Below are 25,185 nucleotides of genomic sequence, written 5' to 3'. Positions count from 1 at the left end.
CTGTGCCCCGCCCGCCGGCGTCTGCGTGGAATCGCTGATGATTAGCTCTCGCGCTTCTCGCGGATGCGAGCAGCCTTACCGCGCAGGCCGCGCAGGTAGTAGAGCTTGGCGCGACGGACGTCACCGCGGGTGACGACCTCGAGCTTCTCGATGGTCGGCGCGTTGATGGGGAACTTACGCTCCACACCCACACCGAACGAGATCTTGCGGACCGTGAAGGTCTCGCCGATGCCCTTGCCGTGACGCGCGATCACGACGCCCTTGAAGACCTGGACACGCGAGCGGTTGCCCTCGACGACCTTCACGTGGACGTTGACGGTGTCACCGGCGCGGAAGTCCGGGATGTCGTCGCGGATCTGGCCCGAGACGACCGAGTCAAGCTTCTGCATGACGTTCTACTCCTCGCACATGCCACAGGTCACCATGCGGTTCTGCCCGAAGGCTACGTAAGGTTGGTGCCGCGTACCGGACCGTTGCTCCGCCCCCTGTGGCAGGCGAGAGCGCCGGACGCGCCGACGCACTATTCTGCCACATCCCGACGGATGCGACCACGCATGGGGCGATGCGTCAGGGCGTGTCCTGCTCGTCAGCGGCGAGCAGATCCGGCCGCCGCTCGCGGGTGCGGGCGAGCTGCTGCTCGCGACGCCACTGCGCGACCTTGCCGTGATGTCCGCTGAGCAGCACCGGCGGGACGTCGTGCCCGCGCCACGAGGCCGGCCGCGTGTACGACGGATACTCGAGCAGGCCATCGGAGTGCGACTCCTCGACGATCGACTCGGCGTTGCCCATGAACCCGGGGATCAGCCGCGTGACGGCCTCGATCATGGCGAAGGCCGCGACCTCTCCCCCGTTGAGGACGTAGTCGCCCAGGCTCACCTCGAGCACTCGATAGCCGACCGACGCGTAGTGCTCGGCGACGCGGGCATCGATGCCCTCGTAGCGGCCGCACGCGAACACGAGCTGCGGCTCCGTGGAGAGGTCGGCGGCGAGCGCCTGGGTGAACGGAACGCCTGCAGGGCTCGGGATCACGAGGACGCCGCCGGGCTGCAGCACCTCGTCGAGCGCCTTGCCCCAGACATCGGGCTTCATCACCATGCCCGCGCCCCCGCCGAACGGCGCATCGTCCACCGTGCGGTGCGCGTCGGGGGTGCCGTCGGCCTTGAACGCCGCCCAGTCGCGCAGCTGGTGCACATGGGTCTCCACGAGCTCCGCCTGGCGCGCCTTGCCGAGGAGGGACACGTCGAGCACCTGGAAGAACTCGGGGAAGATCGTCACGACGTCGACGCGCATGTCAGCCCTCCCCGGCCGTCTCGCCGGTGCTCTCGGGCTCCTCGCCCGCGAGCAGACCGTGGGGCGGATCCAGGACGACGCGTCCGCCCTCCACATCGACCTCCACCACGAAGTCGGCGACGAACGGGATCAGGGCGCGGTGCCCACCCGGCTGCTTCACGACCAGCAGGTCCTGGGCCGGCATGGGCTGGAGGTCGACGACGCGCCCGATCTCCGCACCGTCCTCCCGCACGGCGGTGAGGCCGACGAGCTCGTGGACGAACCACGCGTCCTCCTCGTCGTCCTCGTCGGCGTCCACGACGAGCGAGACCCCGCGCGCGGCCTCGGCAGCGTCGCGGTCCCGGATCTCGTCGAACTGCACGTACCAACGTCCCGCCTGCACCCGCGTGCGCACCACGGTGAGCGGCCCCGCCTCGACCGGATCGGTCGCGAACGCCGCGCCTGCGACGAGGCGCTGCTCGGGGATGTCGGTACGCAGCTCGACCGACACCTCGCCCTTGAGTCCGTGGGCCTTCCCGATGCGGGCGACGGTGACATCCATGGGATCAAGCCTAGGGCCGTGACGGGAAGGGAAGGACTGTGCGCGAGACCGACGAGGGCCTGCGGTCAGCGCGACGGTCCGGGTCCGCCCTCGCGTCGGGAGCGGTGCTCGATCAGGTCGACTCGCGTTCCGGACTCCGCGAGCCTCTCGAGGAGAGCCTCAAGGTCCTCGTCCCGCACCATGCCCGGGGCCACGATCGTGACCTGGACGTCCTGCTGGGACAGCCGGTAGAGACCGGTGGCCCCGAGGAAGAGCGACGGCTGCCTGAGCACATCCATGCGGATCGTCTGGCCGAGCGCGAGTGTGCGTCGCCGCCCGTTGAGACCGAACATCGCGGAACGGACGGACAGCGAGTCGTCTGAGAGCTCGATGCGGGCCGCCGGTACGACGCCCAGCAGCTTGAGCAGGTCTCGGACGAGCCACGCGGTGGCGGTCATCATCACGAGCGTGAGGCCGATGCCGACGCCCGAGGCGGAGCCTGCGAGGGCGTCGGAGATGGTCACGACCGTCAGGCCCGCCATGAAGGCGGAGCCGACGGCCGGAAGGATCAGGCGCGCGGGCGAGGGCCGCTGCGCATGAAGAGTGAGGTCGAAGGCCACCCGGTCAGGCGACGTCGACGATGTTGACCCGCACGTCGTCGCGCGACACCGCGTCGACCACGGTGCGGATCGCCTGCGCGGTGCGGCCACGACGGCCGATCACGCGGGGAAGGTCGTCCGGGTGGACGACCACGTTGAGGGTGGTGCCTCGACGCCCCGAGCGCTCGGTGACGCGCACGTCGTCCGGGTTGCGGACGATGCTGCGGACAAGGAACTCCAGGGCGTCGAGGACCATCGCTTACTTCTCCTCGGACTCGGCGGCCTCGGGAGCGGCCTCCTCGGCGGGGGCCTCAGCGGCCTCTGCCTCAGCGGCGGCGGCCTTGGCGGCCTCCTCCTTCTTGGCGGCGGCGTCGGCCTTGGCCTTCTCCGCGGCGTCCGCGTGCGCCTTGATGGCGTCCTCGGCGGAGGCCTTGCCCTCGGCGACCTTGACGGTGCTCTTGGCACCCTTCTCGCCCTTGAAGGTGCCCCAGTCGCCGGTGAGCTTCAGGAGGGCCGCGACCTGCTCGGTCGGCTGGGCGCCGACGGAGAGCCAGTACTGGGCGCGCTCCGAGTCGATCTCGATGACCGAGGGCTCCTCGGTGGGGTGGTACTTGCCGATCTCCTCGATGGCACGGCCATCGCGCTTGGTGCGCGAGTCCATGACGACCACGCGGTAGAACGGGGAGCGCTTCTTGCCGAAGCGCTTGAGGCGAATCTTCACAGCCATGCTGTGTGCTCCTTCTTCATTCGGTGTGAGCCGGGTCAGTCGCCTCGGGGAATCACGAGGGTCCTGCCTGACAAGACGAATAGCGTGCGCGGGTAGAGGGCCACGCATGCCAGCGACCAAGTATGCCAGATGGATACGCGGGGACGCGACCGCGCACCTCGGTGCCGCGGTGGGCCCGCTCAGGCGGCCCAGTCCCAGCCGGGCGAGCGTTCCGCGACGATCCTGCCGTCGACCATGCGCAGCGCGAGCACGTCCATCCCGTGCTCCTGGGCGGCGAGCGCGACCGGCTCGCCGCCTGCCACGATAGCGGTCGCCCATGCGTCGCACTCGACGAGGTCGGTGCCGACCACGCTCGCCTGGACGTATGCCGGCGCCTCGCCTCCTGGAGCCCAGATGTGCCCTCCGTGCACCGTCGTCCCGGAGGTCGCGATCGCGGTGTGCTCTCCCCCGAGCGTCACCGCGCCCACCGACTGGAACCTGTGCTCCGGGTGCGCGATGCCGACGCGCCAGGTCCGTCCTTCGTCGGGCCCGATCCCGGAGACGACGGCGTCGCCCGCGCATCCCCACAGCCAGCCCGCGGCGGGAAGGTCGTCGAGCCTCCAGCGCACCCGCTCCATGGCCCACGTCTTGACGATCCCTGTGGGGTCGATGGCTCCGTCGGGGCTGAGGGCGTCGAACGCTCCGCGAGTCGCGCCCTTGTAGTGCGCGCACAGGTCGAGCACCTGCTCGACCGCGGGAGGGCAGTCCGCCACGGTGGTCTCGCCCCGTGAGAGCCGCGAGATCCACGACGTCTCCGAGAAGGTGGAGAACACGGCGTCGGCCCAGCGAAGGTCGCTCTCCACGTGGCTCATGGTGCTCGCGAGCGCCGCGCGGTCCACGCCGTCGTCCACGTGGAGCGTGAACTCCATGGCCATCGCGTGCGCCGCAGCGATCATCACAGGCCCGCCTGGTCGAACGCGTCGGCGACGGAGCGCGCGAACCCGTCGGACGTGTAGCTCGCACCCGAGATGTAGGAGATGTCGGAGCTCTGGGTGGAGAGGACCTCCTGGATCAGCTGCGGCAGCGAGCGCGACTTGATCTGCTGAGACTCGCGGTCGTTCGCGCCCTCCTGGACAAGCGCGACGTCGGTGACCTGACCGCCGGCGACAGTGATCTCCACCTGGTAGACGCCGTAGCGCGTCTGGACGGCGCTGCCGGTGTAGGTGCCGTCGTTCGAGTCGGCCGCGCCGTCGGCGGCCATGTCCGAGGTCGACGACTCGGTCGTCGCGGAAGCTTCAGCGGAGGCCTCCGCGCTGGACGACGCGTCGCCTTCCGAGGCGTCCGCGGAGTCCGAGGCGGAGCCGTCCGTCGCGGACGAGGACTGGTCGGAGGCCGCCCCCGTGCTGGAGGAGGCGGAGAACGAGGTCGCCTCCGCGTCCTTCGGCGTGAGCGCCCAGCCTGCGGTGAGGATCGCGGCGGCGGCACCTCCGACGGCGAATGCTCGTGAGGTCTTCATGTGATGCTCCTTCTCCCTGCGAGGGGGAGGTCGTGTGCGGCGGCGCGGGGGCCGCGCGTCTGTCGGATCGTCAGTCGGGCAGGGCTCACAGTCCCGCCTTCGTGAATGCGCTGGACACCGAGGAGGCGAATCCCTGGGACGTGTAGCTCGCCCCGGAGACGTAGCTGACCTTGGGGCTCTGGGAGCTGAGCACCTGGCTGATGAGAGTGGGGATCGCCTTCGACTTGATCTGCATGGACTCCTCATCGGAGAGCCCGTTCTGCACCATCGCGACGTTCGTGACCTTGCCGTCGGCGACGGTGATGGACACCTGATACACGCCGTACCTGGTCTGAACCGCGCCGCCGGTGAAGGTCCCGCTGGGCTTGGCGGGCGCCGGCTTGGGCGTGCTCGTCTTCGTCGTCGTCGGCTTCGGCGTGCTCGTCTTCGTCGTCGTCGGCTTCGGCGTGCTCGTCTTCGTCGTCGTCGGCTTCGGCGTGCTCGTCTTGGTCGTCGTCGGCTTGGGCGTGCTGACCGCGGATGGCTCTGCGGCGCTGGTCAAGGACGCCGATGGCGTCGGGGAGGCGGTCAGGGAGGGCGCGGCGGAGGTCGAGGCCTCCGGAGCGGCCGTCCGTGAGAGCGCGGAGGCCTCCTCTACCAGGCTGAGGGACGCGTCGGTCCGGGAGGTGGCGGAGAGCGTGGGGGTCGTGGCGCGCGGCGCCAGGGTCCACCCGGTGGCGAGCATCGCGGCCGCGGCACCGCCGACGGCGAAAGCGCGTGAAGTCTTCATGGGGGTCTCCTTCTCGCCCTACCAGGCGAACTCCTCGCGATGGATCGCGTGAGCAGGGATGCCCGCCGCGCGGGCGTCGGCCTCGACCTGGCGCCCCCAGGCGACGGGGCCGCAGATGTACAGGTCCGTGTCGCCCGGGCGCGCGACGGCGCCGACGAGGGTGACGGGACGTGCCTTGGTGCCCCAGGTGCTGCCGCGGCCGCCCAGCAGCGCCGCATAGCGTGCGCCTCGCAGGGCCGACAGGTGCTCGATCTCGTCGATCAGCGGCACCTCCTCGCGCGAGCGTCCACGCACCACCACCGAGATGGCTCCGTAGGCGGGAGCGTCCTCGAGCAGGGAACGCAGCGGCGTGACCCCGATGCCCGCGCCCACCAGGAGCAGGTCGCGGCCGGTGCGCTGCTCATGGGTGAAGATCCCGAGCGGACCCTCGATCCAGGCGGCCGTGCCGGGGGTCAGGTCCACGAGTGCGGAGGAGGCATCGCCCAACGGCTTCACGGTGATGCGGAGCGTCTCGCCGGGAGCCGCCGACAGCGAGTACGGGTGCATCTCCTTCAGGAAGGCAGCACGTCCGAAGGCGACGTTGATGAACTGGCCCGCCTGGGCGCCCATCCTCGGGATCGCCGCGCCCCCGAGCGTGATCGTGACCGACCCGTCGCTCTCCCGGCGCACCGCGTCGACCCGCAGACGTTGGCGCCTGTTCACCAGGATCGGCTTCACGACGCGCCAGAGGAGGAAGGCCGAGCCGGCGCCTGCCCACAGCACGAACCAGAAGTACCAGGCGACGCCCATGCTCCGGAACGTCGCGCCCTGCAGGAACTGGTGCGGCACGGCGAGCGCGATGCCGACGTAGCTCAGCAGGTGGACAGCATGCCAGCGGTGGTACGGGATCCTGGCCCGGGCCGACGCGAAGGAGGTGACGAGGACCACGAGGATCGCGGCAAGCGAGACGAGGGCCCAGGCCATGAACCAGTCGTAGCTCCAGTACGCGAGCAGCTGGGAGGCAGGGTTCGACCCGGCGAGCTGCGCATCGACGACGGCCACCGTCCCGACGTGCAGAAGCATGACGACCACCGAGGTCACCCCATACTCCGTGTGGAGCATGATCGCCTTGTCGTGCCCGATCACGCGGTCGATCCACGGCGCGCGGGAGGCGAGCAGCAGCTGCGCGAGCATCATGACGGCCGCGACGATGCCGAGCGCGCGCGAGATCATCGAGAGCCAGCCCCAGACGCCGGCATCGAGGAACGCGCCGGACTGGATCATGAACGCGATCCCTGCGACCGCGGCGAGCCACACCGATGCCTGTAGAAGGTCGGCGCCGCGGCTGCGGCGGTCGGCCGACGCGGGGGTGGGGAGGTCGAGCATCGCGGCGCCGGGTACGGCGAGCGGCTGCCGGCGCTCCTGCGTGGCGGCTCCGGCTCGCGGCGACTGCGCGGTGACGGTCATGAGGATCCCTTCATGCCGGCAGCCCTCCTGACCGGCCTCATGACACGATCGTTCCGCGCCAATCTGAGAGCGCCCTCAGAGCAAGGCGGGAGGAAGCCGAGGATCCGCGACTATGCGTCCTCGTCGGGCCAGGCAGGAGTCACCACAGCCTCGAAGCCGCCGCCCGACCGCTCCGCCGTGATCGCGAGCGCCGCGACGCCGTGCTCGACGGCTGATGCGAGCGTCCGAGGCCCGCCGGCGACGATCGCGGTGGCCCACGCATCGCAGGCGATCAGGTCGTCGCCGACGACAGTGACCTGCAGATAGTGGCGCGCGGGCTCGCCTGTCTCCGGATCCCACACGTGGTCCCGCGCTTGAGCGACGCCCGAGGTCGCCATCGCCCGAGCGGGGTGGCCGAGCCCGACCGCGCCCACGGGTCGGGAGCCGTGCGGGTCTCCGACGAGCGTGGGGTCCGCGATGCCGACGGTCCAGACGCCCTCGCCGCCGACGCACACGTCACCCGCGGCGTCGACCATCCATGAGCGCGCTGCGGCCTCTTCGAGGTGAGCGAGCGCGCGCGCGACGGCCCATGTCTTCACGATTCCGGTGGGATCCGGCGCCCCCTCCGGGTACTCCACGGGCAGCCGGGCAGCGGCGCGTCGGCGCAGCCGCGCATCGAAGGCCCCTCCGGTGTGCGCCCGCCACTCCTCCGCGAGCGCAAGGACCTCGCGGATCTCCCGCGGCGCGTCCTCGACCGAGCCCGTCCCGAGCGCGACCTGCGCCATGGGGGTGTCGGGCCGCCAGAGGGAGAAGAGCAGGTCCGCGTCGGCGAGGTCGTCCGCGAAGGCACGGACCGCGCGCTCCGCGACGTCGCGGTCGGGGACGCCGCGCATGCGGACCGTGAACGGCATCGCCATCACATGGATGGTCCACACGAGCTCGTCGTCGACGGAGGAGCTCACCGGTTCACAGCCCTGCCTCCTCGAAGGCCCCCTGCACCGACTCGAGGAAGCCAGGGGACGTGTAGGAGGCGCCCGAGTAGGCGTCGACGTCCCAGTCCTGCGCCTCGAGCACCCTCTGCGTCAGGGCGGGGATCGCCTCGGAGTTGATGATCTGCGACTCGGCCGCGCTCGTGCCCGCGGCAAGCGCCTCGACGCTCACCACCGTGCCTCCCTCGACGACGATGCGCGCCTGGAAGTCGCCACGGATGTTGGTGACGACGGGACCGTCGAAGGTCCCGCTGCCGCTGCCTGCGGAACCGCCACCGCCAGCATCCGCGGTATCGCCCGGGTCGGTGGCCTCGCCGGAGCCGGCGTCCCCTGATCCCGAGTCCCCTGGCTCCGCCAGATCGAGCGTCGGGAGATCCTTGGGCGCCGTGGCATAGCCCACGCCGAGGATCGCCGCGGAGCCCGCCACGACGACTGCGGTCCTGCTGGCCCTCATGCGCCTGCCTCCTGTGCTGTCACGTCGGTCATTCCTGCGCTCACCATCCGAACCTCTCGCGATGGATCGCCTCGGCGGCGACCCCTGCGGCCCTGGCGTCCCGCTCGACCTGGTCGGCCCAGGGCACGGGACCGCACACGAAGACGTCACGATCGTGCAGGTCGCGCACCAGCGCGGACAACGACACGTCCGTTCCCGCCGGAGCCCACGAGGCGCCGCGCGGACCCTCAAGGACGTGCAGCTCTGCGCCGATGCCCGCGGCCAGGTCCCGCACCTCGTCGAGCAGCGGCGCCTCCTCGCCCGAGCGGATGCGCACGATCACCGTGCACGGCTCGTCGGCAGGCATGGCCTCCAGCATGGATCTCACGGGCGTGACGCCGATGCCCGCGGCGACGAGGACAGTTCCGCGTCGGCACCGGGAGCGGTCGGTGAACACTCCGAGCGGGCCCTCGAGCATCACGCGCGTGCCGACCTTCAGCTCGGACAGCTCCCCCGAGAAGTCGCCGGATGGCTTGACGGTGAGGCGAAGCGCGTCGTCCCTGGGAGCCGCGGACAGCGAGAACGGGTGCGCCTCGCGCCAGCGCCGCGAGTCCATGAAGCGCCACAGCAGGAACTGGCCGGGCTGGGCGCGGAGCGCCTCGAGACCGCGGCCGGACACGAGGATGTCGGTCGATCCGTCCGGGAGCGTGCGCACCGCGGCGACCCGCGGGTCGTGGCGACGCAGCCGCACGAGCGGCCGCAGCACGCGGTAGCCGAGCAGCGAGCCGAACGCGACCACGTAGAGCGCGAGCCAGTACCAGGTGGCGGGGTCCCCGCCGCGGAAGGTGGAGCCCTCGAGGAACTGATGCGGCACCGCCGCCGCCACCGCGAGGTAGACGATGAGGTGGACGGTGTGCCACCGCTCGTAGCGCCACCGGTTGCGCACGATCGCGAGCGAGAGCGCAAGAACCACCAGGAAGAGCACGAGAGCGATCTGCGCGGCCGCGAGGTACCAGGCCTGAGAGAACAGCGCGAGCGACTCGGCGAAGGGCGACCTGCCGTCGTAGTAGCCGGTCATGGAGACGATCACCGCCGCGTGGGTGAGCATGAGGATGATCGCCCACTTGCCCGCGCGCGAGTGCAGCGAGGCCGCACGGTCGTGCCCGAGCGCCCCTTCGACCCACGGCGCACGCGAGACGAGCAGCACCTGCGCGAGCATCAGGACGGTCGCGACGATGCCGAATGCGCGACCCGCCGTGTACAGGTAGTCGATCGGCGCGGTGACGAGGAGGCCGCCCGCGTGCAGCATGAGCGCGACGCCGATCGCCGCGGCGAACCAGATCGCCGCCTCGAGTCCGTCGGCCCACCAGCCCCGCCGTGCCGAGGCACGGACGCGATGGTGCGCGGTCGTGGGCCGTGCAGTGGTGGCCGACATGGTTCTCTCCCCTTCCGCGCCGGGCGCGGGTGCCGTGCGGTTGTCGGATCAACTCTCCTGTGCGGGGTTCTGTTCCCGCAAGATCCAGGCGCCCACCCTCAGACGTCCCTCAGGAGTGGGGCGCTACGGCGCGACCCGCACGCCGCGCAGCATGACGTGCGCCGGAGATCTCAGCGCAGCGATGTCGATGCGTGGATCCGTGGGATACACGACGAGGTCGGCCGACGCGCCCTCACCGAGCGACGGCACTCCCAGGAACGCTCGCGCCCGCCACGAGGCGGCGGCGACGACGTCGGCGGCAGGGATGCCTGCGTCGACGATCAGCGCGGCCTCGTCCGGCAGCACCCCGTGCCCGATCGTGCCGCCCGCGTCCGTGCCGACGAGGAGCTGGACGCCTGCCGCGTGCAGCGCCTGCACCTGCTCCTTGCGTCGCGCGTACATGCGGGACATGCGCGCCGAGTACACGGGGAAGCGCTCCGCGCCCTGCGCGGCGAAACCGGGGAAGTTCTCGACCTGCAGCAGCGTGGGCACGACGGGGATCCCCAGCTCGGCCGCCGTCTCCATGTGCTCCTGCGTCATGCCGGTGCCGTGCTCGAGGCAGTCGATGCCTCCGTCGATCAGGGCGTCGAGAGACTCGGTGGCGAACGTGTGGGCGGTCACCCTGGCGCCCTCGTCGTGCGCCGCCCTGATGCCCTGCTTGAGCACCTTCGCGGGCCACAGCGGCGTCAGGTCGCCGGCGTCCCGGTCGATCCAGTCCGCGATGATCTTCACCCAGCCGTCACCCTTGCGGGCCTCCTCCGCCATGACTCGCGGCAGGTCGTCCACCTCGATCTCGCGCGCGTAGTGGCGCAGGTAGCGCTTGGGGCGGGCGATGAAGCGCCCCGCCCTGATGAGCCTGGGGGCGTCGAGCACGCCGTGGACGAACTCGGTGTCCGTCGGGGAGCCTGCGTCACGGATGAGCAGCGTGCCCGCGTCACGGTCCTGGTGCGCCTGCTTGAGGGCGAGCTCGCGGTCGACCGCTCCCCCGCTGTCGAGCCCCACGTGGCAGTGCACGTCCACCAGGCCGGGAACGACGACGCCGTCGAGCACCGCGTCGACGGGCCTGTCCACGGGCGGCGCGTAGGTCATGCGTCCGTCGACCACCCAGCCCTCGTCGCGCACCTCGTCGTCCCCGACCAGCACGGGGCCGGTCAGGTGCGTGACGCCGAGAGCGGCGTCGGGGACGACGGGAGCCACGCGGCTACCTCTTGAGGTACTTCGCGAGGTCTGCCGGGATCTCGTTCGGGTCCACGTTCGGCTGCTGCTGGCCGCCGCCGAGACCGAAGGCCGAGCCCGCGGGCGCCGCAGGCTTCTCCCCCGCGGCCCGTGAACGCGCCGCCTGCTCCTGCTGTGCACGCTTCGCGGGGTTGCCGGACTTGCCCTTGACCTTGCGCTGCGGTGCCTGCTTGCCCTTGGACTTCTTGCCGCCGGGGAGCCCGCCGAAGGCGCCGGGCGCGCCGCCCATGCCGGGCATGCCGCCGCCCTTGGCCATCGCCTTCATCATGCGCTGCGCATCCTCGAACCGCTTGACCAGCGAGTTCACGTCCGCGACCGTCATGCCCGAGCCCGCCGCGATGCGGGACCGGCGGGAGCCGTTCAGCACCTTCGGGTTGTCGCGCTCGAGCGGCGTCATGGACTGGATGATCGCCTCGGTGCGGACGAGCTCCTTCTCATCGAGGTTCTCGATCTGATCGCGCATGGCCCCCATGCCCGGCAGCATGCCGAGCATCTTCTTCATGGAGCCCATGTTCTTGAGCTGCTGCATCTGCGCGAGGAAGTCGGTGAACGTGAAGTCCTCGCCGCGCTGCATCTTGCCGGCCATGCGCTCGGCCTCGGCCTGGTCGAACTTCTGCTCGGCCTGCTCGATGAGCGTCATGATGTCGCCCATGTCGAGGATGCGCGACGCCATGCGGTCGGGGTGGAAGACCTCGATGTCCTCGAGCTTCTCGCCCACGGACGCGAACATGATCGGGCGACCCGTGACCTGCGCGACGGACAGCGCGGCACCACCGCGAGCGTCACCGTCGAGCTTCGACAGGACGACGCCGGTGAAGTCCACGCCCTCCTGGAACGCCTGCGCGGTGGCGACGGCGTCCTGACCGATCATCGCGTCGATGACGAACAGGACCTCGTCGGGGTCGACAGCCTTGCGGATGTCCGCCGCCTGCTTCATGAGCTCGGCGTCCACGCCCAGGCGTCCGGCGGTGTCGACGATGACGACCGTGTGCTGCTTGTCCTGAGCCTCCTTGAGGCCCTTCTTCGCGACCTTGACGGGGTTGCCGCGCGGACGCTCATCCTCGCGGGTGACGCCCGCCTCCGGCGCGAACACGGGCACACCTGCACGCTCTCCGACGACCTTCAGCTGAGTGACGGCGTTCGGGCGCTGCAGGTCTGCCGCCACGAGCAGCGGCGTCTGGCCCTGGGACTTGAGGTGGGCCGCGAGCTTGCCGGCGAAGGTCGTCTTTCCCGCACCCTGGAGACCGGCGAGCATGATCACGGTCGGGCCGTGCTTGGCGAACCGCAGCGGGCGCTGCTCACCTCCGAGGACCTCGATGAGCTCCTCGTGAACGATCTTGACGACCTGCTGGCCGGGGTTGAGCGCCTGCGACACCTCGGCGCCGAGCGCGCGCTCACGGATCGCGGCCGTGAAGGCGCGCACCACGGGCACGGCGACGTCGGCGTCGAGCAGGGCGCGACGGATCTCCCGGATGGTGCCGTCGATGTCCGCCTCCGAGAGCCTGCCCTTGCCGCGCAGGCTCTTGAAGGTCTCAGTGAGGCGGTCGGAGAGGTTGGCGAACACAGGTGTCCCTTCAGGCGTGTCTCAGGCGCACCAGCCTACCCGCCGGTGGGACCGCCCTTCTCGATCAGCACAGCGCGCGCCTTGACGTACAGGGTCTGGACGAGCTGCTCCCGCCACTGTGTCCATGCCTTGGGACCGGCGGCCTTGGCATCGCATTCAGTGAGCGCGCGCAGGGTGTCGAGCAGGTCGAGACGACCATCCACCGCGACCAGGAGCCGTTCGACCGTCTCCGGGTCGTCCGGATCGGCCGTGGTCGCGAGGTCGGCGAGAGTGAGGTGCTGGCGGACCAGCAGCTCCATGTCCGCGGCGATCCCCTCCTCGAGACCCATCCGTGCCGCGATGCCGGGGATGAGCGCGGCGCCGTCCACGGAGTGGTCGGTCGCGCCAGGACGCTTGCCGATGTCGTGGACCAGCAGCGTGAGCCTCAACAGGTCGTGGTCCACCTCGTAGCGGCGTGCCTTGGCGGCGAGCACCACAGACTCCACCATGTGCCGGTCCACCGTGAAGCGGTGGATGGGGCTGCGCTGCGGTCGGTTGCGCACCCCCTCCCACTCGGGAAGCGCACGCACGACGAGCCCCGCCAGATCGATCGCCTCCCAGACGGCGATCAGGTGCGCGGATCCTCGGAGGAGCTCCCGGAGGTACTCGCGCGCCTCGGGCGGCCACGGTACCGGCAGGTCGGGGCACCGTTGCAGCGTCTCGAGAAGCGTGGGCGTGATCGTGAGACCGGTCGTGGCTGCGGTGGCCGCGGCACGCAACGGCAGCAACGCGTCCTTGGCCGCGTCGTGCCCCGGCGCGAGGGCAAGCTCTCCGTCGACGTCGATCAGCCCCTCGGCGACCACCGTGTGGCGCGGGGCACGCGCCCGGCGCCGCGCGAGGAAGGCACGCGAGCCGACCCCGGAGCGCTCGAGCGAGCGCCGCGCGCCGCGCTCCGTCATGTCGAGCGCGTACGCGATCTCGCGTCCGGCCTCGGCCAGCGAGGCGAGCAGGTCGTCGGGGTCGCCGAAGCCCATCGCCTCGGCCACCTCCTCACCGATGTGGCGTCCAAGCACGTTCTGTGTACGCCCCAGGTGCATCTGGATCGCGTCGCGCACGTCCATCACATGCGCGCCTGCGTCGTCCACCGCGCCATGCGGGCGGTCGGTCAGCCACGTGGCGGACAGGCCCGTGAGGCTGACGAGGTCGCGCAGGCCTCCGCGCGACTCCTTGAGGTTCGGCTCGATCAGGTAGGCGAGCTCGCCGTGGCGCTCCGCCCGTGCGCGCGAAGCCGCCAGCAGCTCGGGCAGCCGCTTGCGAGCCGCAGCGCGCCAGTCCTGATAGATCAGCGCGCGAGCCTGCTTGGCAAGCTCCTTGTCGCCCGCGATCGGGCGCAGGTCCAGCAGCCCGGAGGCCGCAGCGAGGTCCTTCGACGCGACCTGGCGCACCTCGGTGAGCGATCTCGACGAGTAGTCGAGCTCGAGCCCGGCGTCCCAGATCGGGTACCAGAGGCGCTGCGCGAGGTCCGCGACCTCGGTCGACTTGAGGGTCCTGCCGTCGTGGATGAGCACGACGTCCAGGTCGGAGAACGGGCCCGCGTCCCCGCGGCCCAACGATCCGACGGCCCCCAGGGCGGCCCCTTCGACGATTCCCCCAGATGCCTCGTCCCAGTGCGCGGCGAGCGCCTGGACGACGAGGTCGGACAAGGTCCTGCGTCGATGCTTCCCGGGCGCCCCCTCCCGGTACAGAGTCTCAGCCAGGTCACGCCTCAGACGCTTGAGGTCCCGCACCCCCTCGGGATGCGGGACCTCAGCGTCCGAGCCTTCGTGGAACTGGCCGTTCCGGCTCGGCATAGTTCGAACGTGCTCCTTACAGAGCGTCCGCGCCGTGCTCGCCGGTGCGGACACGGGCCACGTCGTCCACCGGGACGACCCAGACCTTGCCGTCACCGATCTTGCCGGTCTGCGCGGCCGAGACGATCGCCTCGGTCACGGTGGCGGCGTCGGCGTCGTCGACGAGGACCTCAAGACGGGTCTTGGGGACCAGGTCGACGGTGTACTCAGCACCGCGGTAGACCTCGGTGTGTCCCTTCTGGCGGCCGTAGCCGGCTGCCTCCGAGACGGTCACGCCCTTGACGCCGGCAGCCTCAAGGGCTGCGCGGACCTCGTCGACGCGGTGCGGCTGGATGATTGCGGTCACGAGCTTCATGGTTTACACAGCCTCCTCGTAAGCGGTCTCACCGTGCTCGGCGAGGTCGATGCCAGAGACCTCGACCTCCTCCGGCACGCGCAGACCGATCGTGTACTTGATGGCCAGACCGATGATCAGGGTCATCACACCCGAGTACACCATGACGATGGCCGCGGCGATGATCTGCGACACGAGGAGGCTTGCGCCGCCACCGTAGAACAGACCAGCGTCACCGAAGGCGTTGACGTCCGTGGCGAAGAGGCCGACGGCGATGGTGCCCCAGAGGCCGGAGACCAGGTGGACGCCGACGACGTCGAGCGAGTCGTCGTAGCCGAGCTTGTACTTCAGGCCGACCGCGAGGGCCGAGAGGATACCGGCGATGGTACCGAGGACGATCGCGCCGAGCGGCGAGACCGACAGACCGGCGGGGGTGATCGCGACGAGACCGGCGACGACACCCGAGGCGGCACCCAGCGAGGTGGGCTTGCCGTCGCGGATCTTCTCCGTGAGGAGCCAGCCGAGCATACCGGCGCAGGTGGCGACGAGGGTGTTGAGCCAGATCTGAGCGGCGAAGACGTCAGCCTCCCACCACGAACCGGCGTTGAACCCGAACCAGCCGAACCACAGGAGGGCGGCACCGAGCATCACCAGGGTGAGGTTGTGCGGACGCATCGGCTCCTTGCCGAAGCCCTTGCGCGTGCCGAGCAGCAGCGCGAGGACGAGCGCTGCGATACCGGCATTGATATGGACCACTGTTCCACCCGCGATGTCCTGCGGAGCGGTCATGTCGGCGAACAGGTAGTCCGACGAGAGGAGGCCGCCGCCCCAGACCCAGTGCGAGACCGGGGAGTAGACCAGCACGGCCCACAGGGCGGAGAAGACCAGCCAGGCGGAGAACTTCATGCGGTCGGCGACGGCACCCGAGATCAGCGCGACCGTGATGATCGCGAAGGTGGCGCCGAAGGCCGCGAGGATCAGGTCGAACTCGGAGCCATCGAGCTCGGTGGCGTCAACGCCGGACTGGAAGATCGACTGCATGCCGAAGTCCGAGCCGGGGTTGCCGAACCAGCCACCCACGGTGTCACCGGCGGAGACCGAGAATCCGACGAGGACCCACAGCACGCCGACAACTCCGATGGAGCTGAAGGACATCATCATCATGTTCAGGACCGACTTCTTGCGCGACATGCCGCCGTAGAAGAACGCCAGACCAGGCGTCATCAGCAGCACGAGCGAGGCTGAAGTCAGGAGCCACGCAACGTTTGGGCTATCCATTGTTTCTGCTTCTCCCTTTCGCTAACCCTTCGGCTAGTCAAGAGAGACCCTTCCGCAGTTCTGTTACACCTGAACTGCACCTGTGTTTCAGGGCTGTTACATGAAGCGCGACCGCGTAAAAGGTGTGTTGCCGGTTCCGCCAGATGAGATGACTGTCGTGTCCACTCCCCCAAACGGAGGGAACCCGCCGCTTCCGAGCTCCGGCTCGAGGCACCGCGTGCCGAGGCGGCCGGCGCTAGCGGCCGAGCAGCCCATCGACGAACTGCTCCGCGTCGAACGGCGCGAGATCGTCCTCGCCCTCACCCAGGCCGATGAACTTCACGGGCACGCCGAGCTCCCGCTGGACAGCGACGACGATCCCGCCGCGGGCCGTGCCGTCGAGCTTGGTCAGGACGATGCCCGTGAGGGGCGCGACCTCGCCGAACACCCGCGCCTGCGTGAGACCGTTCTGGCCCGTGGTGGCGTCGAGCACGAGCAGCACCTCGCTCGGAGGGCTCACCTTGGACACGACGCGCACGATCTTGCCGAGCTCATCCATGAGCCCGGCCTTGTTCTGCAGACGGCCCGCGGTGTCCACGAGCACGACGTCAGCGCCGTCGTCCTTGCCCTTCTGCGCGGCCTCGAAGGCGACCGAGGCAGGGTCGGCGCCCTCGCGATCGGAGCGCACCACGGGCACGCCGACGCGGGAGCCCCAGGTCTCGAGCTGATCCGCTGCGGCGGCACGGAACGTGTCGGCGGCGCCGAGCACGACGCTGCTGCCCTCCGCGACGAGGACGCGCGCGAGCTTGCCCACGGTGGTGGTCTTGCCGACGCCGTTGACGCCGACGACGACGGCGGTCGCAGGCACGCCATCCTGCGGCTCCAGGGCGAGAGAGCGGTCGAGGGTCGGGTCCACCACGTCGAGAAGCGCCTCGCGCAGGAGCGAGATCGGCTCCGCGTCGGGGCTCGCCTTGAGGCGCGCCTTGAGGTCCTCGAGAAGGATGTCCGTCGAGGCTGCGCCCACGTCCGCCGCGAGCAGCGTCTCCTCGAGCTCCTCCCAGTCCTCCGCGCTCAGCGAGCCGCGCGAGAAGATCGACAGCAGCGAGCTGCCGAGCCCGCCCGACAGCCGTGAGCGGAGTCGCGCCAGCCGCGATCCGGGGTCCTCCGGCCCGGCGGGCTTCGCCTTGGCGGGGGCCTCAGGGGCCGCGGGCCTCTCCGTGGGGGCCGACGGCCCTCCTGCACGCTCGTCGGGCCCCTTGCCCCGACGCAGCGCCGCGAAGGCTCCACCTGCGACCGCCGCCACGGCGACGATCACGACGACAAGATCAGCGCTTCCAGGAATCCACGAGACGTCCACGGAGTCAGTGTGTCAGACGGTCGAGGGGTCGGGACGTCAGCGGCTCGCGGGCTCGCCCACCGGCTCGATCTCGGCGGGCTCACGGAGCCCCCGGATGCCGGGGAGCTCGGTGAAGCTGACCTGGGGAAGGTGGCCCTTGAGCTCGGGAAGGTGCTCGCGCACCTCGGGCAGGCGGTCCTTGAGAGCGACCACGTCGCGGAGGCCGGGCACGTGCTCACCGTCCTCCTCGCGGGTCGGCGAGTCGAGCCGGCCGACGAGGTTCCAGTCGCTGACCTCGCGAGGCACGTCATCGCCGAGCATCGTCTGGCGCAGCTCGGCGCGGTCCCGCCCGCCGAGCAGGATCGTGAGCAGGTACAGACCGCGCCCCTCGGAGAGCGCGGCGGCCAGGATGATGATCACCGAGAGCACGATCGCGGGGATCAGTGCGCCTTCCATGTCGCTGAAGGAGATCACAGTGCAGTCGAGTCCTCTCGATTCCAGGGTGTTGCGGGCTACAGGATCACCCGAACCGGACGTTCAGGCAAACCGGGACGAGCTAGGACATTCCGGGCCCTCCACGGACGTCAACGCGTGAGGAGCGGGTTACGCTCCCCCCATGACGGACCCGGACGCCCCTGACTCGCGCGACGACCGGCCCGACGGGGCTGGCACAGGTGAGGAGCTCGCTCAGCAGGGTCCGGGCGCTGCGCGACCGGAGGGCCGAGGCGACGACGCGGCTGACAGCTCGGCTGGAGCCCACGACGACGCCGGGGCATCGTCGTCTCGCGTCCGCACCATAGTCTACGTCGGCGCGGCGGCGCTCCTGATCGCCGCTGCCGGCTTCGCAGGCTGGGCGCTGACCGGCCTGGGAGGGGACGACGCCGCATCCGAGCCCTCCTCCTCGCCTGCGCAGGACTGTGGGCCGGTCGAGGCGCAGGTGCTGGCGCTCGACGGACAGGCGGTCCAGCCGGACGGCCCTGTGTGCCTGATCGTGACGGAGCGCTCCGAGCTGACCGTGGGCGCCGCCGCCCTCCAGGAGGGTGAGGATCTCGCGCTGAGGCTCGAGACCGTCGACGGCATGGCGCTCGGATCCGCCGACAGCACGCTCGGGCTCGACCCGATGGTGACCGCGATCGTCAGCCCCGGCGCCTACGTCGGCTACGTGACCGCGCTCGACGGCTCCGACCCGCCGCCGTACCTCGTGTACGGCTCCGCGCTTCCCGCGGCGCCGGAGCTGGAGGACACCGAGGCGATCACGGGACCCTCGCAGACGCAGTGCGGCGACTCCGTGCCGCTGGTGACCGATGCGGGCGAGGTGGAGGCGGACGGAGAGGTCCCCTACTTCTGCCTCGACCTCACGGAGCCGACGTTCCTTGTCGCCGGCGCCGAGTCGCTCGGCGACGCGCTGCCAGACGAGGGCGGACCGGATCTGCTGCTGAGCATCGCGCGGTTCGACGAGGACGGCGCCGCGCGCGTACTCAGGAGCAACGACGACGCCTTCGGCTACGACCCCGAGCTCACGATCGACCTCGAGGAGGGCTCCTACCTGGTGTCGGTCTCGGCGTGGTTCGGGGAGGACCCCGGCGCCGTCAGGCTCTACGCGGGGCCCGCGGGCTCGGTCATGCGCACCGGCGAGGTCAGCACCGTCATCGCGGACGTCACGGAGGCCGAGTGCGAGGTCGCACCCGGAATCGCCGTCGGAGAGGCGCTGACGCTCGAGGGCGAGGTGCAGTACCTGTGCCTCGACAACCCCGAGCAGCAGCGGCTGCTGATGGAGGTGGCGACGCTCGGCGACCAGGACCTGGTGCTCGAGGTGGTGCAGTTCGTCGACGGGGAGCCGCGACGGGTCGCGTGGGCCGACAGCGCTCCCGACGCCTCGTCGCTCGCCGAGACCGACCCTGCGCTCGACCGCGTGTTCCCGGAGGGCCGGCTGCTGATCGCCGTCACCACCTACTTCGGAGGCGCGGCGGCCGACTACGACCTGCGGGTGACCGCGGCGTCCTGACGTCCTATGCGGCGTCGCCCTCGTCGCGGAGACGCTGCGAGATCACGGTCGTGACGCCGTCGCCTCGCATGGTGACTCCGTACAGGGCGTCGGCGATCTCCATGGTCCGCTTCTGGTGCGTGATGACGATGAGCTGCGAGTCCTCCTGCAGCTCGGTGAAGATCTCGAGCAGGCGACCGAGGTTCACATCATCGAGCGCCGCCTCGACCTCATCCATCACGTAGAAGGGGCTGGGGCGGGCCTTGAAGATCGCGACCAGCAGCGCGACCGCCGTCAGGGAACGCTCGCCGCCCGAGAGCAGCGACAGCCGCTTCACCTTCTTGCCCGCGGGCCTGGCCTCGACCTCGATGCCGGTCTCGAGCATGTGCTTGGGGTCGGTGAGCACGAGGCGTCCCTCGCCACCAGGGAACAGGCGGGGGAAGATGCGCGCGAACTGCGTCGCAGTGTCCTCGAAGGCCTGGGTGAAGATCTGCTCGACCCGCTCGTCGATCTCCTTGACGATCTCGAGCAGGTCCTCGCGCGACGACTTGATGTCGGCGAGCTGCTCCTGGAGGAACGTGTGGCGCTCCTCGAGCGCCGCGAACTCCTCGAGCGCGAGCGGGTTCACGCGGCCCAGCTGGCCCATCGCCCGCTCGGCCTGACGAAGGCGCTTCTCCTGCACCTCGCGCACGAACGGCTCCGTCGGCGCGAAGTCCTCAGGGAGCGCCTCCCCCGCCTCCTCGGCGGCCTGCGCCGCCTTCTCGCGCGCCTCGTCGCCCGCCGCGCCAAGGATCGGCACGGGCAGGTGGGGCCCGAACTCCTCGACGAGCTGTGCGGGGTCCACGCTGAGCTCGTCGACCGCGCGCTGCTCGAGCTGCTCGAGCCTCACGCGCATCTGGGCGCGCGCCACCTCGTCCTTGTGGGCGTCGTCGGTCAGGCGCGAGTGCTCCTGGGTGTACTCGTCCACGGTGCGGCGGAGCTTGCTCAGCTCACCCGAGCGCTCCGACCGCGCCTCCTCCGCCTCGGCACGCGCGTCGTCGGCGCGCTGCACCGACACGTCGATCGCCTGCAGGGCCTCGTGGGCGCCAGCGAGCACCTCGCGTGCCGCGACCGCCTGCCGCTCTCGCCTCGCCGCGGCCTCCGCGGCGCGGGCACGTGCGTCCCGCTCGGCCTCCGCCGCCTTCTCGAGGCTCTCCGCGCGTGCGGCAAGAGCGCGCGCACGCTCCTCGCTGGTGCGCAGCGCGAGGCGCGCCTCGGTCTCCTTGGCACGCGCGGCGGTGGCGGCGCGTGCATCGGCGGCGCGCGTCTCCTGCGCCTCCGCGACGTCGGCCTCGAACTGCTCGGGCTCGGCCTGGGCGGCCGCGAGCCGCTCCGTCAGCTCGCTCAGGGCGTCCTGATCCGTCTGCATGCGCTGGGCCGCCTCATCCAGCTGCACCTGGAGCCGCTCGGCCTCGGCGCGCGCCGCACGCGCGGACGCGTTGAGGTGACCGAGCTGCTCGGCGACTGCGGACAGGCGCGCGTCGGACTCGTTGAGGCGGTCGAGCGTCGTCTGGTACCGGGAATGGGTGGTCTGCTCCGCCTCCTCGGCCGCACGGAGCTCGAAGCTCGTCGACTCGACACGACGCGCGGCCGCGTCCCGCTTCTCCTTCGCGTCGTCCAGGGCGGCCTGCATGTGGAGGACGCTCGGGGCCTCCCCTGCGCCGCCCGATGCGTTCTGCGTGCCGAGCAGGTCGCCGCGACGCGTCACCGCGACGACGCCCCTGTGGTCGCGCACGACGGCGCGCGCGGTCGCGAGGTCGTCGACCACGACCACGCCGGACAGGAAGGACCGCACCGTGTGCACGATGCCGTCGGGACCGGACACGACGTCGGAGGCCCACGCGGCGCCCTCGGGCAGCGCGACGTCCGGGTTCGTCGCGGCGGCGTCGCGGTCGCCGATGAGGAACCACGCACGTCCGGCGTCCTCGTCGCGAAGCCAGCGGATCGCATCCACTGCGTCCTCGACCGCGTCCACGGCGATCGCGTCGGCCAGACGGCCCAGGGCTGCGGCGATCGCGTCCTCGGAGCCCGGCTCGACCTCGACGAGCGCCGCGACGGTGCCTCGGATCGCGCTGCGATCGGACGCGAGCAGCGCACCGGCGCCGTCCTTGCGGACGAGCGACATCTCGAGCGCCTCGGCCTTGGCGGCCCACGTGTCACGCTCGCGCATGGCCACGTTGAGGGCGTCCTTGAGCTCGGACAGCGCCTGCTTGGCGGCGTCCCACTCCTCGGTGGCGACCTCGTGCTGCTCGTCGAGGTCCTCCTCGCCCTCCTCGACGGAGGTGACCGTGGTCTCGAGCGCCTTGAACTCCGTGGTGGCCTCGTGGGCGCGCTTCTCGGCCGCGGCGAGCTGCTCCTGCAGACGACCGATCTCGTCCTCGACGGCCTCCACGCGGGAGCGCTTCACGGCCACCTGGCCCGCGACGCGCGCCACGCCCTCGCGACGGTCGGCGATCGAGCGCAGCAGGGTCGCGTGGTGCCTCTCCGACGCATACGCGACGTCCTCGGCCTCCTTGCGCGTCTTCTCAGCGGCCTCCAGCTCGGCAGCGGCCGCCTGCACCTCAGCGTCGAGCTCGGCACGCGCCGCCTTCGCACGCTCCACCTGCTCGTCCAGGTCGACGAGGTCGGTGGGAGGCGCGGCGTCCACCTGGGTGCCGAGCATGCGGAGCCGCTCGTCGGCGAGCGACTGGAGGTTGCGCAGACGCTCGCGGATGGCGCTGAGGCGATAGAAGATGTCGTTCGCCTTGGTGAGCGCGGGCGTCGCCTCCGCCGCCGCGCGCTCGAGCCCGGCGAGCGAGTCGCGCGCCTCCTGGAGCGCCTTCTCAACCGAGGCTCGACGCTCCAGCAGCGCCGTCTCGTCGGCCTTGTCCTGCTCGAGCTGGCTCGACAGGCGGGCGATGTCGTCTGCGAGCAGGCGGGAGCGCGCATCGCGCACCTGCACCTGGATGGTCTGCGCCTGGCGCGCCACCTCGGCCTGCTTGCCGAGAGGTCCGAGCTGCCGGCGGATCTCCGAGGTGAGGTCCTGCACGCGTGTGAGGTTCGCCTGCATCGCGTCGAGCTTGCGCAGCGCCTTGTCCTTGCGGCGGCGGTGCTTGAGGATGCCCGCGGCCTCCTCGATGAAGTGCCGCCGATCCTCGGGGGTGGCGCGCAGCACCGCGTCGAGCTGGCCCTGGCCCACGATCACGTGCATCTCGCGGCCGAGGCCCGAGTCGGAGAGCAGATCCTGGATGTCGAGAAGCCTGCAGGCGGTGCCGTTGATCGCATACTCGGATCCGCCCGAGCGGAAGAGCGTGCGGGAGATCGTGACCTCGGAGTAGTCGATCGGAAGCGCGCCGTCGGCGTTGTCGATCGTGAGCGACACCTCGGCGCGGCCCAGCGGCGCGCGGCCCGACGTACCGGCGAAGATGACGTCGTCCATCTTGCCGCCGCGCAGGGTCTTGGCGCCCTGCTCGCCCATGACCCAGGCCAGCGCGTCGACCACGTTGGACTTGCCCGAGCCGTTCGGGCCGACCACACAGGTCACGCCCGGCTCGAACTCGAGGGTCGTCGCCGACGCGAAGGACTTGAACCCGCGCAGCGTCAGCGTCTTCAAATGCATGCTGGGGAGTCTAGGGGACTCAGGCGCTCACGCCTGGGTGCCTCACGGGCGCGGAGCGAGGTTGCGCACACTGCACCCTCTCCAGCGCCGCGATTGAAGGATGCCCCGCCTCCGCCGGTTAAACTGCGCCGCATGCGCAGCCCACATCTGACCTCCGCGAAGCCTGCCCGGAGCGCGCTCAGACTCGATATCGAGGGCCTTCGCGCCGTCGCCGTCGGCATGGTCCTGATCTACCACGCCGGCATCACGCAGCTGCCTGGCGGCTTCGTCGGCGTGGACGTGTTCTTCGTCATCTCGGGCTTCCTCATCACCGGCCTGCTGGTCAGAGAGTCGGAGCGCGACGGACGTGTGTCGCTCGCCCGCTTCTACGCGCGCCGCGCGAGGCGTCTGCTGCCCGCTGCTGCCACCGTCCTGGTCTTCGCCGCTGCCATCACCGCTTGGCTGCTGCCCGCCTCCACGGTCCGTGCGTTCGGCTACGACATCGTCGGCGCGGCGCTGTCGGTCGTCAACTGGCTCTTCGCTGCACGCTCCATCGACTACGGCGCGCAGGACATGGGCGCCTCGCCCGTCCTCCACTACTGGTCGCTCGCAGTGGAGGAGCAGTTCTACGTCGTGTGGCCGCTGGTGCTCCTCGCCGCGCTGTGGATCGCCAAGCGCACCCGCGCACACCTGCGCGGAGCCATGGCTGTCGGGCTGGTCCTGATCGCCGTGCCGTCGTTCTGGTGGGCGATCCAGCTCGGCATCGCGCAGGATCCGCGCGGCTACTTCGTCACCACCACCCGCCTGTGGGAGCTCGCCATCGGCGGCCTCATCGCGGTGCTCGCGCCCTACCTCGCACGCATCCCGGTCTGGCTGGGCCACACCCTCGGCCTCGCGGGTCTCGCGGCGATCGTCTGGTCCGGTTTCTTCCTCGAGGAGGCGGTGGGATGGCCAGGAGTCGCGACCCTCGCCCCCGTGCTCGGCACCGGCGCCGTCATCGTCGCGGGCTTCGGCCCCTCCCTCGCGTCGCGCGCGCTGTCGTGGAAGCCGTTCGTCTGGATCGGAGGCATCTCCTACTCCCTGTACCTGTGGCACTGGCCCCTCCTGGTCGCGGCCCGCGACGGGCTCGGGCTGACCCGCGTGCGTTGGGGCGTGGCTGCAGTGCTGCTGGCGGTGCTGCTCGCGTGGATCACGCAGCGGCTGATCGAGAACCCCGCCCGGTTCTCGCCGCGCCTGTCGAAGGACGCGTTCACGCCGCTCGCGGTGGGAGCCGCGTGCTCTCTGCTCGCCGTCTCCGCGGGTCTCGTGGTGGCGTCCACCGCACGGGTCGGAGCTCCCGCGTCCGCCAGCACGACGAGCGTCGAGGGCTCGGTGCCGCTGGGCGCCTCCGCGCTGGGCACCGATCCCGCCTCGAGCCCCGCGGGTGCTCCGCGGATCACCTATGACCGGATCTGGCAGGACCTCTCGGCGATCAGCAGCGATACCCCGTCGTACGTCTCTGCTGACTGCGTGTCCGGCCCCACCGAGTCACAGGTCAAGCCATGCGTCATCGGCGAGGAGGGCTCATCCGTGCGCCTCGCCGCGATCGGCGACTCCAAGCTCGGGCAGTGGTACGACGTCCTGGACGAGGTCGGCCGCATCAACGGCTGGGAGATCACGATGTACTCCAAGAGCGCCTGCCCGTTCTCGGATGCGGCTCGCATCCGCGACGGCGTCGTCTGGGAGCCGTGCGTCGAGTGGAACGACGCGATGCTCGCGACCCTTCTCGCGGACCCGCCGGACGCCGTCATCACCTCGCAAGGCTCCGCCTGGGGCGTGCTTCCCGAGCACTACGACGAGGACAAGGAGCGGGACGACGACGGTCTCGCCGGCCTCGAGCAGCGGTGGGAGACCCTGGCCGAGGCGGGCATCGGCGTGGTCGCCCTGAGCGACAACCCGCGTGCCCCGAACGGGTACGACATCGTGACGTGCCTCGCCGACAACCCCGACGACGCCACTGCGTGCGCATTCCCTCGTGAGGACGCGCTCGCCAGCTCTGCGTCGCCCGCTCAGCGGGCGGCAGCCGAGGCCGTGGAGAGCGCCACGTTCGTCGACGTGACGGACGTGATCTGCCCGCAGGACATGTGCGCGCCGATCATCGGCGACGTGGTGGTCTACCGCGACGGCGCACACATCACGAACACGTACGCGCTCTCGACGGCGGGAGTCACCGCGGAGAGGCTCCGCGCGGGCGCCGCCGCGCTGGGGATCCCCGCTCCGGGAGCCGCGTAGCGCGGGTTCGCAGCCGCCGTGGAGAGGGGCCGCGGCC

General features: G+C 70.8%; 24 protein-coding genes. 3 read left to right on the top strand and 21 right to left on the bottom strand.

The window, feature by feature from the left end; translation table 11 throughout:
• Positions 1-41: 41 nt before the first annotated feature.
• The 9 genes from rplS to QQX04_RS11155 form a co-directional block, all read right to left on the bottom strand.
• A complete protein-coding gene (gene rplS / locus QQX04_RS11195) occupies positions 42-389 on the bottom strand; it encodes a 50S ribosomal protein L19 (protein ID WP_301129198.1) in 348 nt (115 codons plus the stop codon).
• A 178-nt stretch (positions 390-567) separates the two neighbouring features.
• Positions 568-1,290, bottom strand: a complete 723-nt coding sequence (gene trmD / locus QQX04_RS11190) for a tRNA (guanosine(37)-N1)-methyltransferase TrmD (RefSeq protein ID WP_301129196.1) — start codon at positions 1,288-1,290, stop codon at positions 568-570.
• Between the two features lies 1 nt (position 1,291).
• Positions 1,292-1,831, bottom strand: coding sequence for a ribosome maturation factor RimM (gene rimM, locus QQX04_RS11185; RefSeq protein ID WP_301129194.1), 540 nt, complete (start codon positions 1,829-1,831; stop codon positions 1,292-1,294).
• Positions 1,832-1,896: 65 nt separating this feature from the next.
• Entirely contained in the window at positions 1,897-2,430 is a 534-nt protein-coding gene (locus tag QQX04_RS11180; RefSeq protein WP_301129192.1) for a hypothetical protein, read from the bottom strand.
• Positions 2,431-2,434: 4 nt separating this feature from the next.
• On the bottom strand, positions 2,435-2,665 hold the full coding sequence (locus QQX04_RS11175; protein ID WP_301129191.1) for a KH domain-containing protein: 231 nt from the start codon (positions 2,663-2,665) through the stop codon (positions 2,435-2,437).
• A gap of 3 nt (positions 2,666-2,668) precedes the next feature.
• Positions 2,669-3,136, bottom strand: a complete 468-nt coding sequence (rpsP, locus tag QQX04_RS11170) for a 30S ribosomal protein S16 (RefSeq protein ID WP_301129189.1) — start codon at positions 3,134-3,136, stop codon at positions 2,669-2,671.
• Between the two features lie 179 nt (positions 3,137-3,315).
• Positions 3,316-4,071 (bottom strand): FAD:protein FMN transferase, encoded by a 756-nt coding sequence (locus tag QQX04_RS11165; protein WP_301129298.1) that lies wholly within the window; start codon positions 4,069-4,071, stop codon positions 3,316-3,318.
• Complete coding sequence (locus tag QQX04_RS11160; protein WP_301129187.1) at positions 4,071-4,631, bottom strand: FMN-binding protein; 561 nt, start codon at positions 4,629-4,631, stop codon at positions 4,071-4,073. Before QQX04_RS11160 ends, QQX04_RS11165 begins: the two co-directional genes overlap by 1 nt.
• Positions 4,632-4,716: 85 nt before the next feature.
• A complete protein-coding gene (locus QQX04_RS11155) occupies positions 4,717-4,950 on the bottom strand; it encodes an FMN-binding protein (protein WP_301129186.1) in 234 nt (77 codons plus the stop codon).
• A 28-nt stretch (positions 4,951-4,978) separates the two neighbouring features.
• Here QQX04_RS11155 and QQX04_RS11150 point away from each other — a divergent pair, with 28 nt between their 5' ends.
• Entirely contained in the window at positions 4,979-5,452 is a 474-nt protein-coding gene (locus QQX04_RS11150; RefSeq protein WP_301129184.1) for a hypothetical protein, read from the top strand.
• Here the strand turns inward: QQX04_RS11150 and QQX04_RS11145 are convergent.
• The 11 genes from QQX04_RS11145 to QQX04_RS11095 all read right to left on the bottom strand — a co-directional run bounded on the left by QQX04_RS11145 (position 5,419) and on the right by QQX04_RS11095 (position 17,751).
• On the bottom strand, positions 5,419-6,846 hold the full coding sequence (locus tag QQX04_RS11145; protein WP_301129182.1) for a ferredoxin reductase family protein: 1,428 nt from the start codon (positions 6,844-6,846) through the stop codon (positions 5,419-5,421). The genes QQX04_RS11150 and QQX04_RS11145 overlap by 34 nt on opposite strands.
• A 110-nt stretch (positions 6,847-6,956) precedes the next feature.
• Positions 6,957-7,787 carry an FAD:protein FMN transferase gene (locus tag QQX04_RS11140; RefSeq protein WP_301129180.1) on the bottom strand — a complete coding sequence of 277 codons (831 nt, stop codon included), beginning with the start codon at positions 7,785-7,787 and terminating at the stop codon, positions 6,957-6,959.
• 4 nt (positions 7,788-7,791) lie between these two features.
• Entirely contained in the window at positions 7,792-8,268 is a 477-nt protein-coding gene (locus QQX04_RS11135; protein ID WP_301129178.1) for an FMN-binding protein, read from the bottom strand.
• A gap of 40 nt (positions 8,269-8,308) precedes the next feature.
• On the bottom strand, positions 8,309-9,682 hold the full coding sequence (locus tag QQX04_RS11130) for a ferredoxin reductase family protein (RefSeq protein WP_301129177.1): 1,374 nt from the start codon (positions 9,680-9,682) through the stop codon (positions 8,309-8,311).
• Between the two features lie 123 nt (positions 9,683-9,805).
• A complete protein-coding gene (locus tag QQX04_RS11125; RefSeq protein WP_301129175.1) occupies positions 9,806-10,918 on the bottom strand; it encodes an amidohydrolase family protein in 1,113 nt (370 codons plus the stop codon).
• 4 nt (positions 10,919-10,922) lie between these two features.
• Positions 10,923-12,521, bottom strand: coding sequence for a signal recognition particle protein (gene ffh / locus QQX04_RS11120; RefSeq protein ID WP_301129173.1), 1,599 nt, complete (start codon positions 12,519-12,521; stop codon positions 10,923-10,925).
• A gap of 35 nt (positions 12,522-12,556) precedes the next feature.
• A complete protein-coding gene (locus QQX04_RS11115; RefSeq protein WP_301129172.1) occupies positions 12,557-14,350 on the bottom strand; it encodes a [protein-PII] uridylyltransferase family protein in 1,794 nt (597 codons plus the stop codon).
• A 16-nt stretch (positions 14,351-14,366) separates the two neighbouring features.
• Positions 14,367-14,705, bottom strand: coding sequence for a P-II family nitrogen regulator (locus QQX04_RS11110; RefSeq protein WP_042215355.1), 339 nt, complete (start codon positions 14,703-14,705; stop codon positions 14,367-14,369).
• 3 nt (positions 14,706-14,708) lie between these two features.
• Positions 14,709-15,962 carry an ammonium transporter gene (locus QQX04_RS11105; RefSeq protein WP_301129170.1) on the bottom strand — a complete coding sequence of 418 codons (1,254 nt, stop codon included), beginning with the start codon at positions 15,960-15,962 and terminating at the stop codon, positions 14,709-14,711.
• 235 nt (positions 15,963-16,197) lie between these two features.
• A complete protein-coding gene (ftsY, locus tag QQX04_RS11100; RefSeq protein ID WP_301129168.1) occupies positions 16,198-17,298 on the bottom strand; it encodes a signal recognition particle-docking protein FtsY in 1,101 nt (366 codons plus the stop codon).
• Positions 17,299-17,334: 36 nt separating this feature from the next.
• Positions 17,335-17,751, bottom strand: a complete 417-nt coding sequence (locus tag QQX04_RS11095) for a hypothetical protein (RefSeq protein WP_301129167.1) — start codon at positions 17,749-17,751, stop codon at positions 17,335-17,337.
• A 142-nt stretch (positions 17,752-17,893) separates the two neighbouring features.
• Here QQX04_RS11095 and QQX04_RS11090 point away from each other — a divergent pair, with 142 nt between their 5' ends.
• Positions 17,894-19,282 carry a hypothetical protein gene (locus QQX04_RS11090; protein WP_301129165.1) on the top strand — a complete coding sequence of 463 codons (1,389 nt, stop codon included), beginning with the start codon at positions 17,894-17,896 and terminating at the stop codon, positions 19,280-19,282.
• Between the two features lie 4 nt (positions 19,283-19,286).
• Here the strand turns inward: QQX04_RS11090 and smc are convergent, their stop codons facing one another.
• Positions 19,287-22,898, bottom strand: coding sequence for a chromosome segregation protein SMC (smc, locus tag QQX04_RS11085; RefSeq protein ID WP_301129164.1), 3,612 nt, complete (start codon positions 22,896-22,898; stop codon positions 19,287-19,289).
• 132 nt (positions 22,899-23,030) lie between these two features.
• Here smc and QQX04_RS11080 point away from each other — a divergent pair, with 132 nt between their 5' ends.
• A complete protein-coding gene (locus tag QQX04_RS11080) occupies positions 23,031-25,148 on the top strand; it encodes an acyltransferase family protein (protein ID WP_301129162.1) in 2,118 nt (705 codons plus the stop codon).
• The last annotated feature ends 37 nt before the right edge of the window (positions 25,149-25,185 follow it).

The organism is Demequina zhanjiangensis (genome assembly GCF_030418315.1).
In the GTDB taxonomy this organism is placed as follows: domain Bacteria; phylum Actinomycetota; class Actinomycetes; order Actinomycetales; family Demequinaceae; genus Demequina; species Demequina zhanjiangensis.
This window is presented reverse-complemented; position numbering and strand designations above follow the sequence as displayed.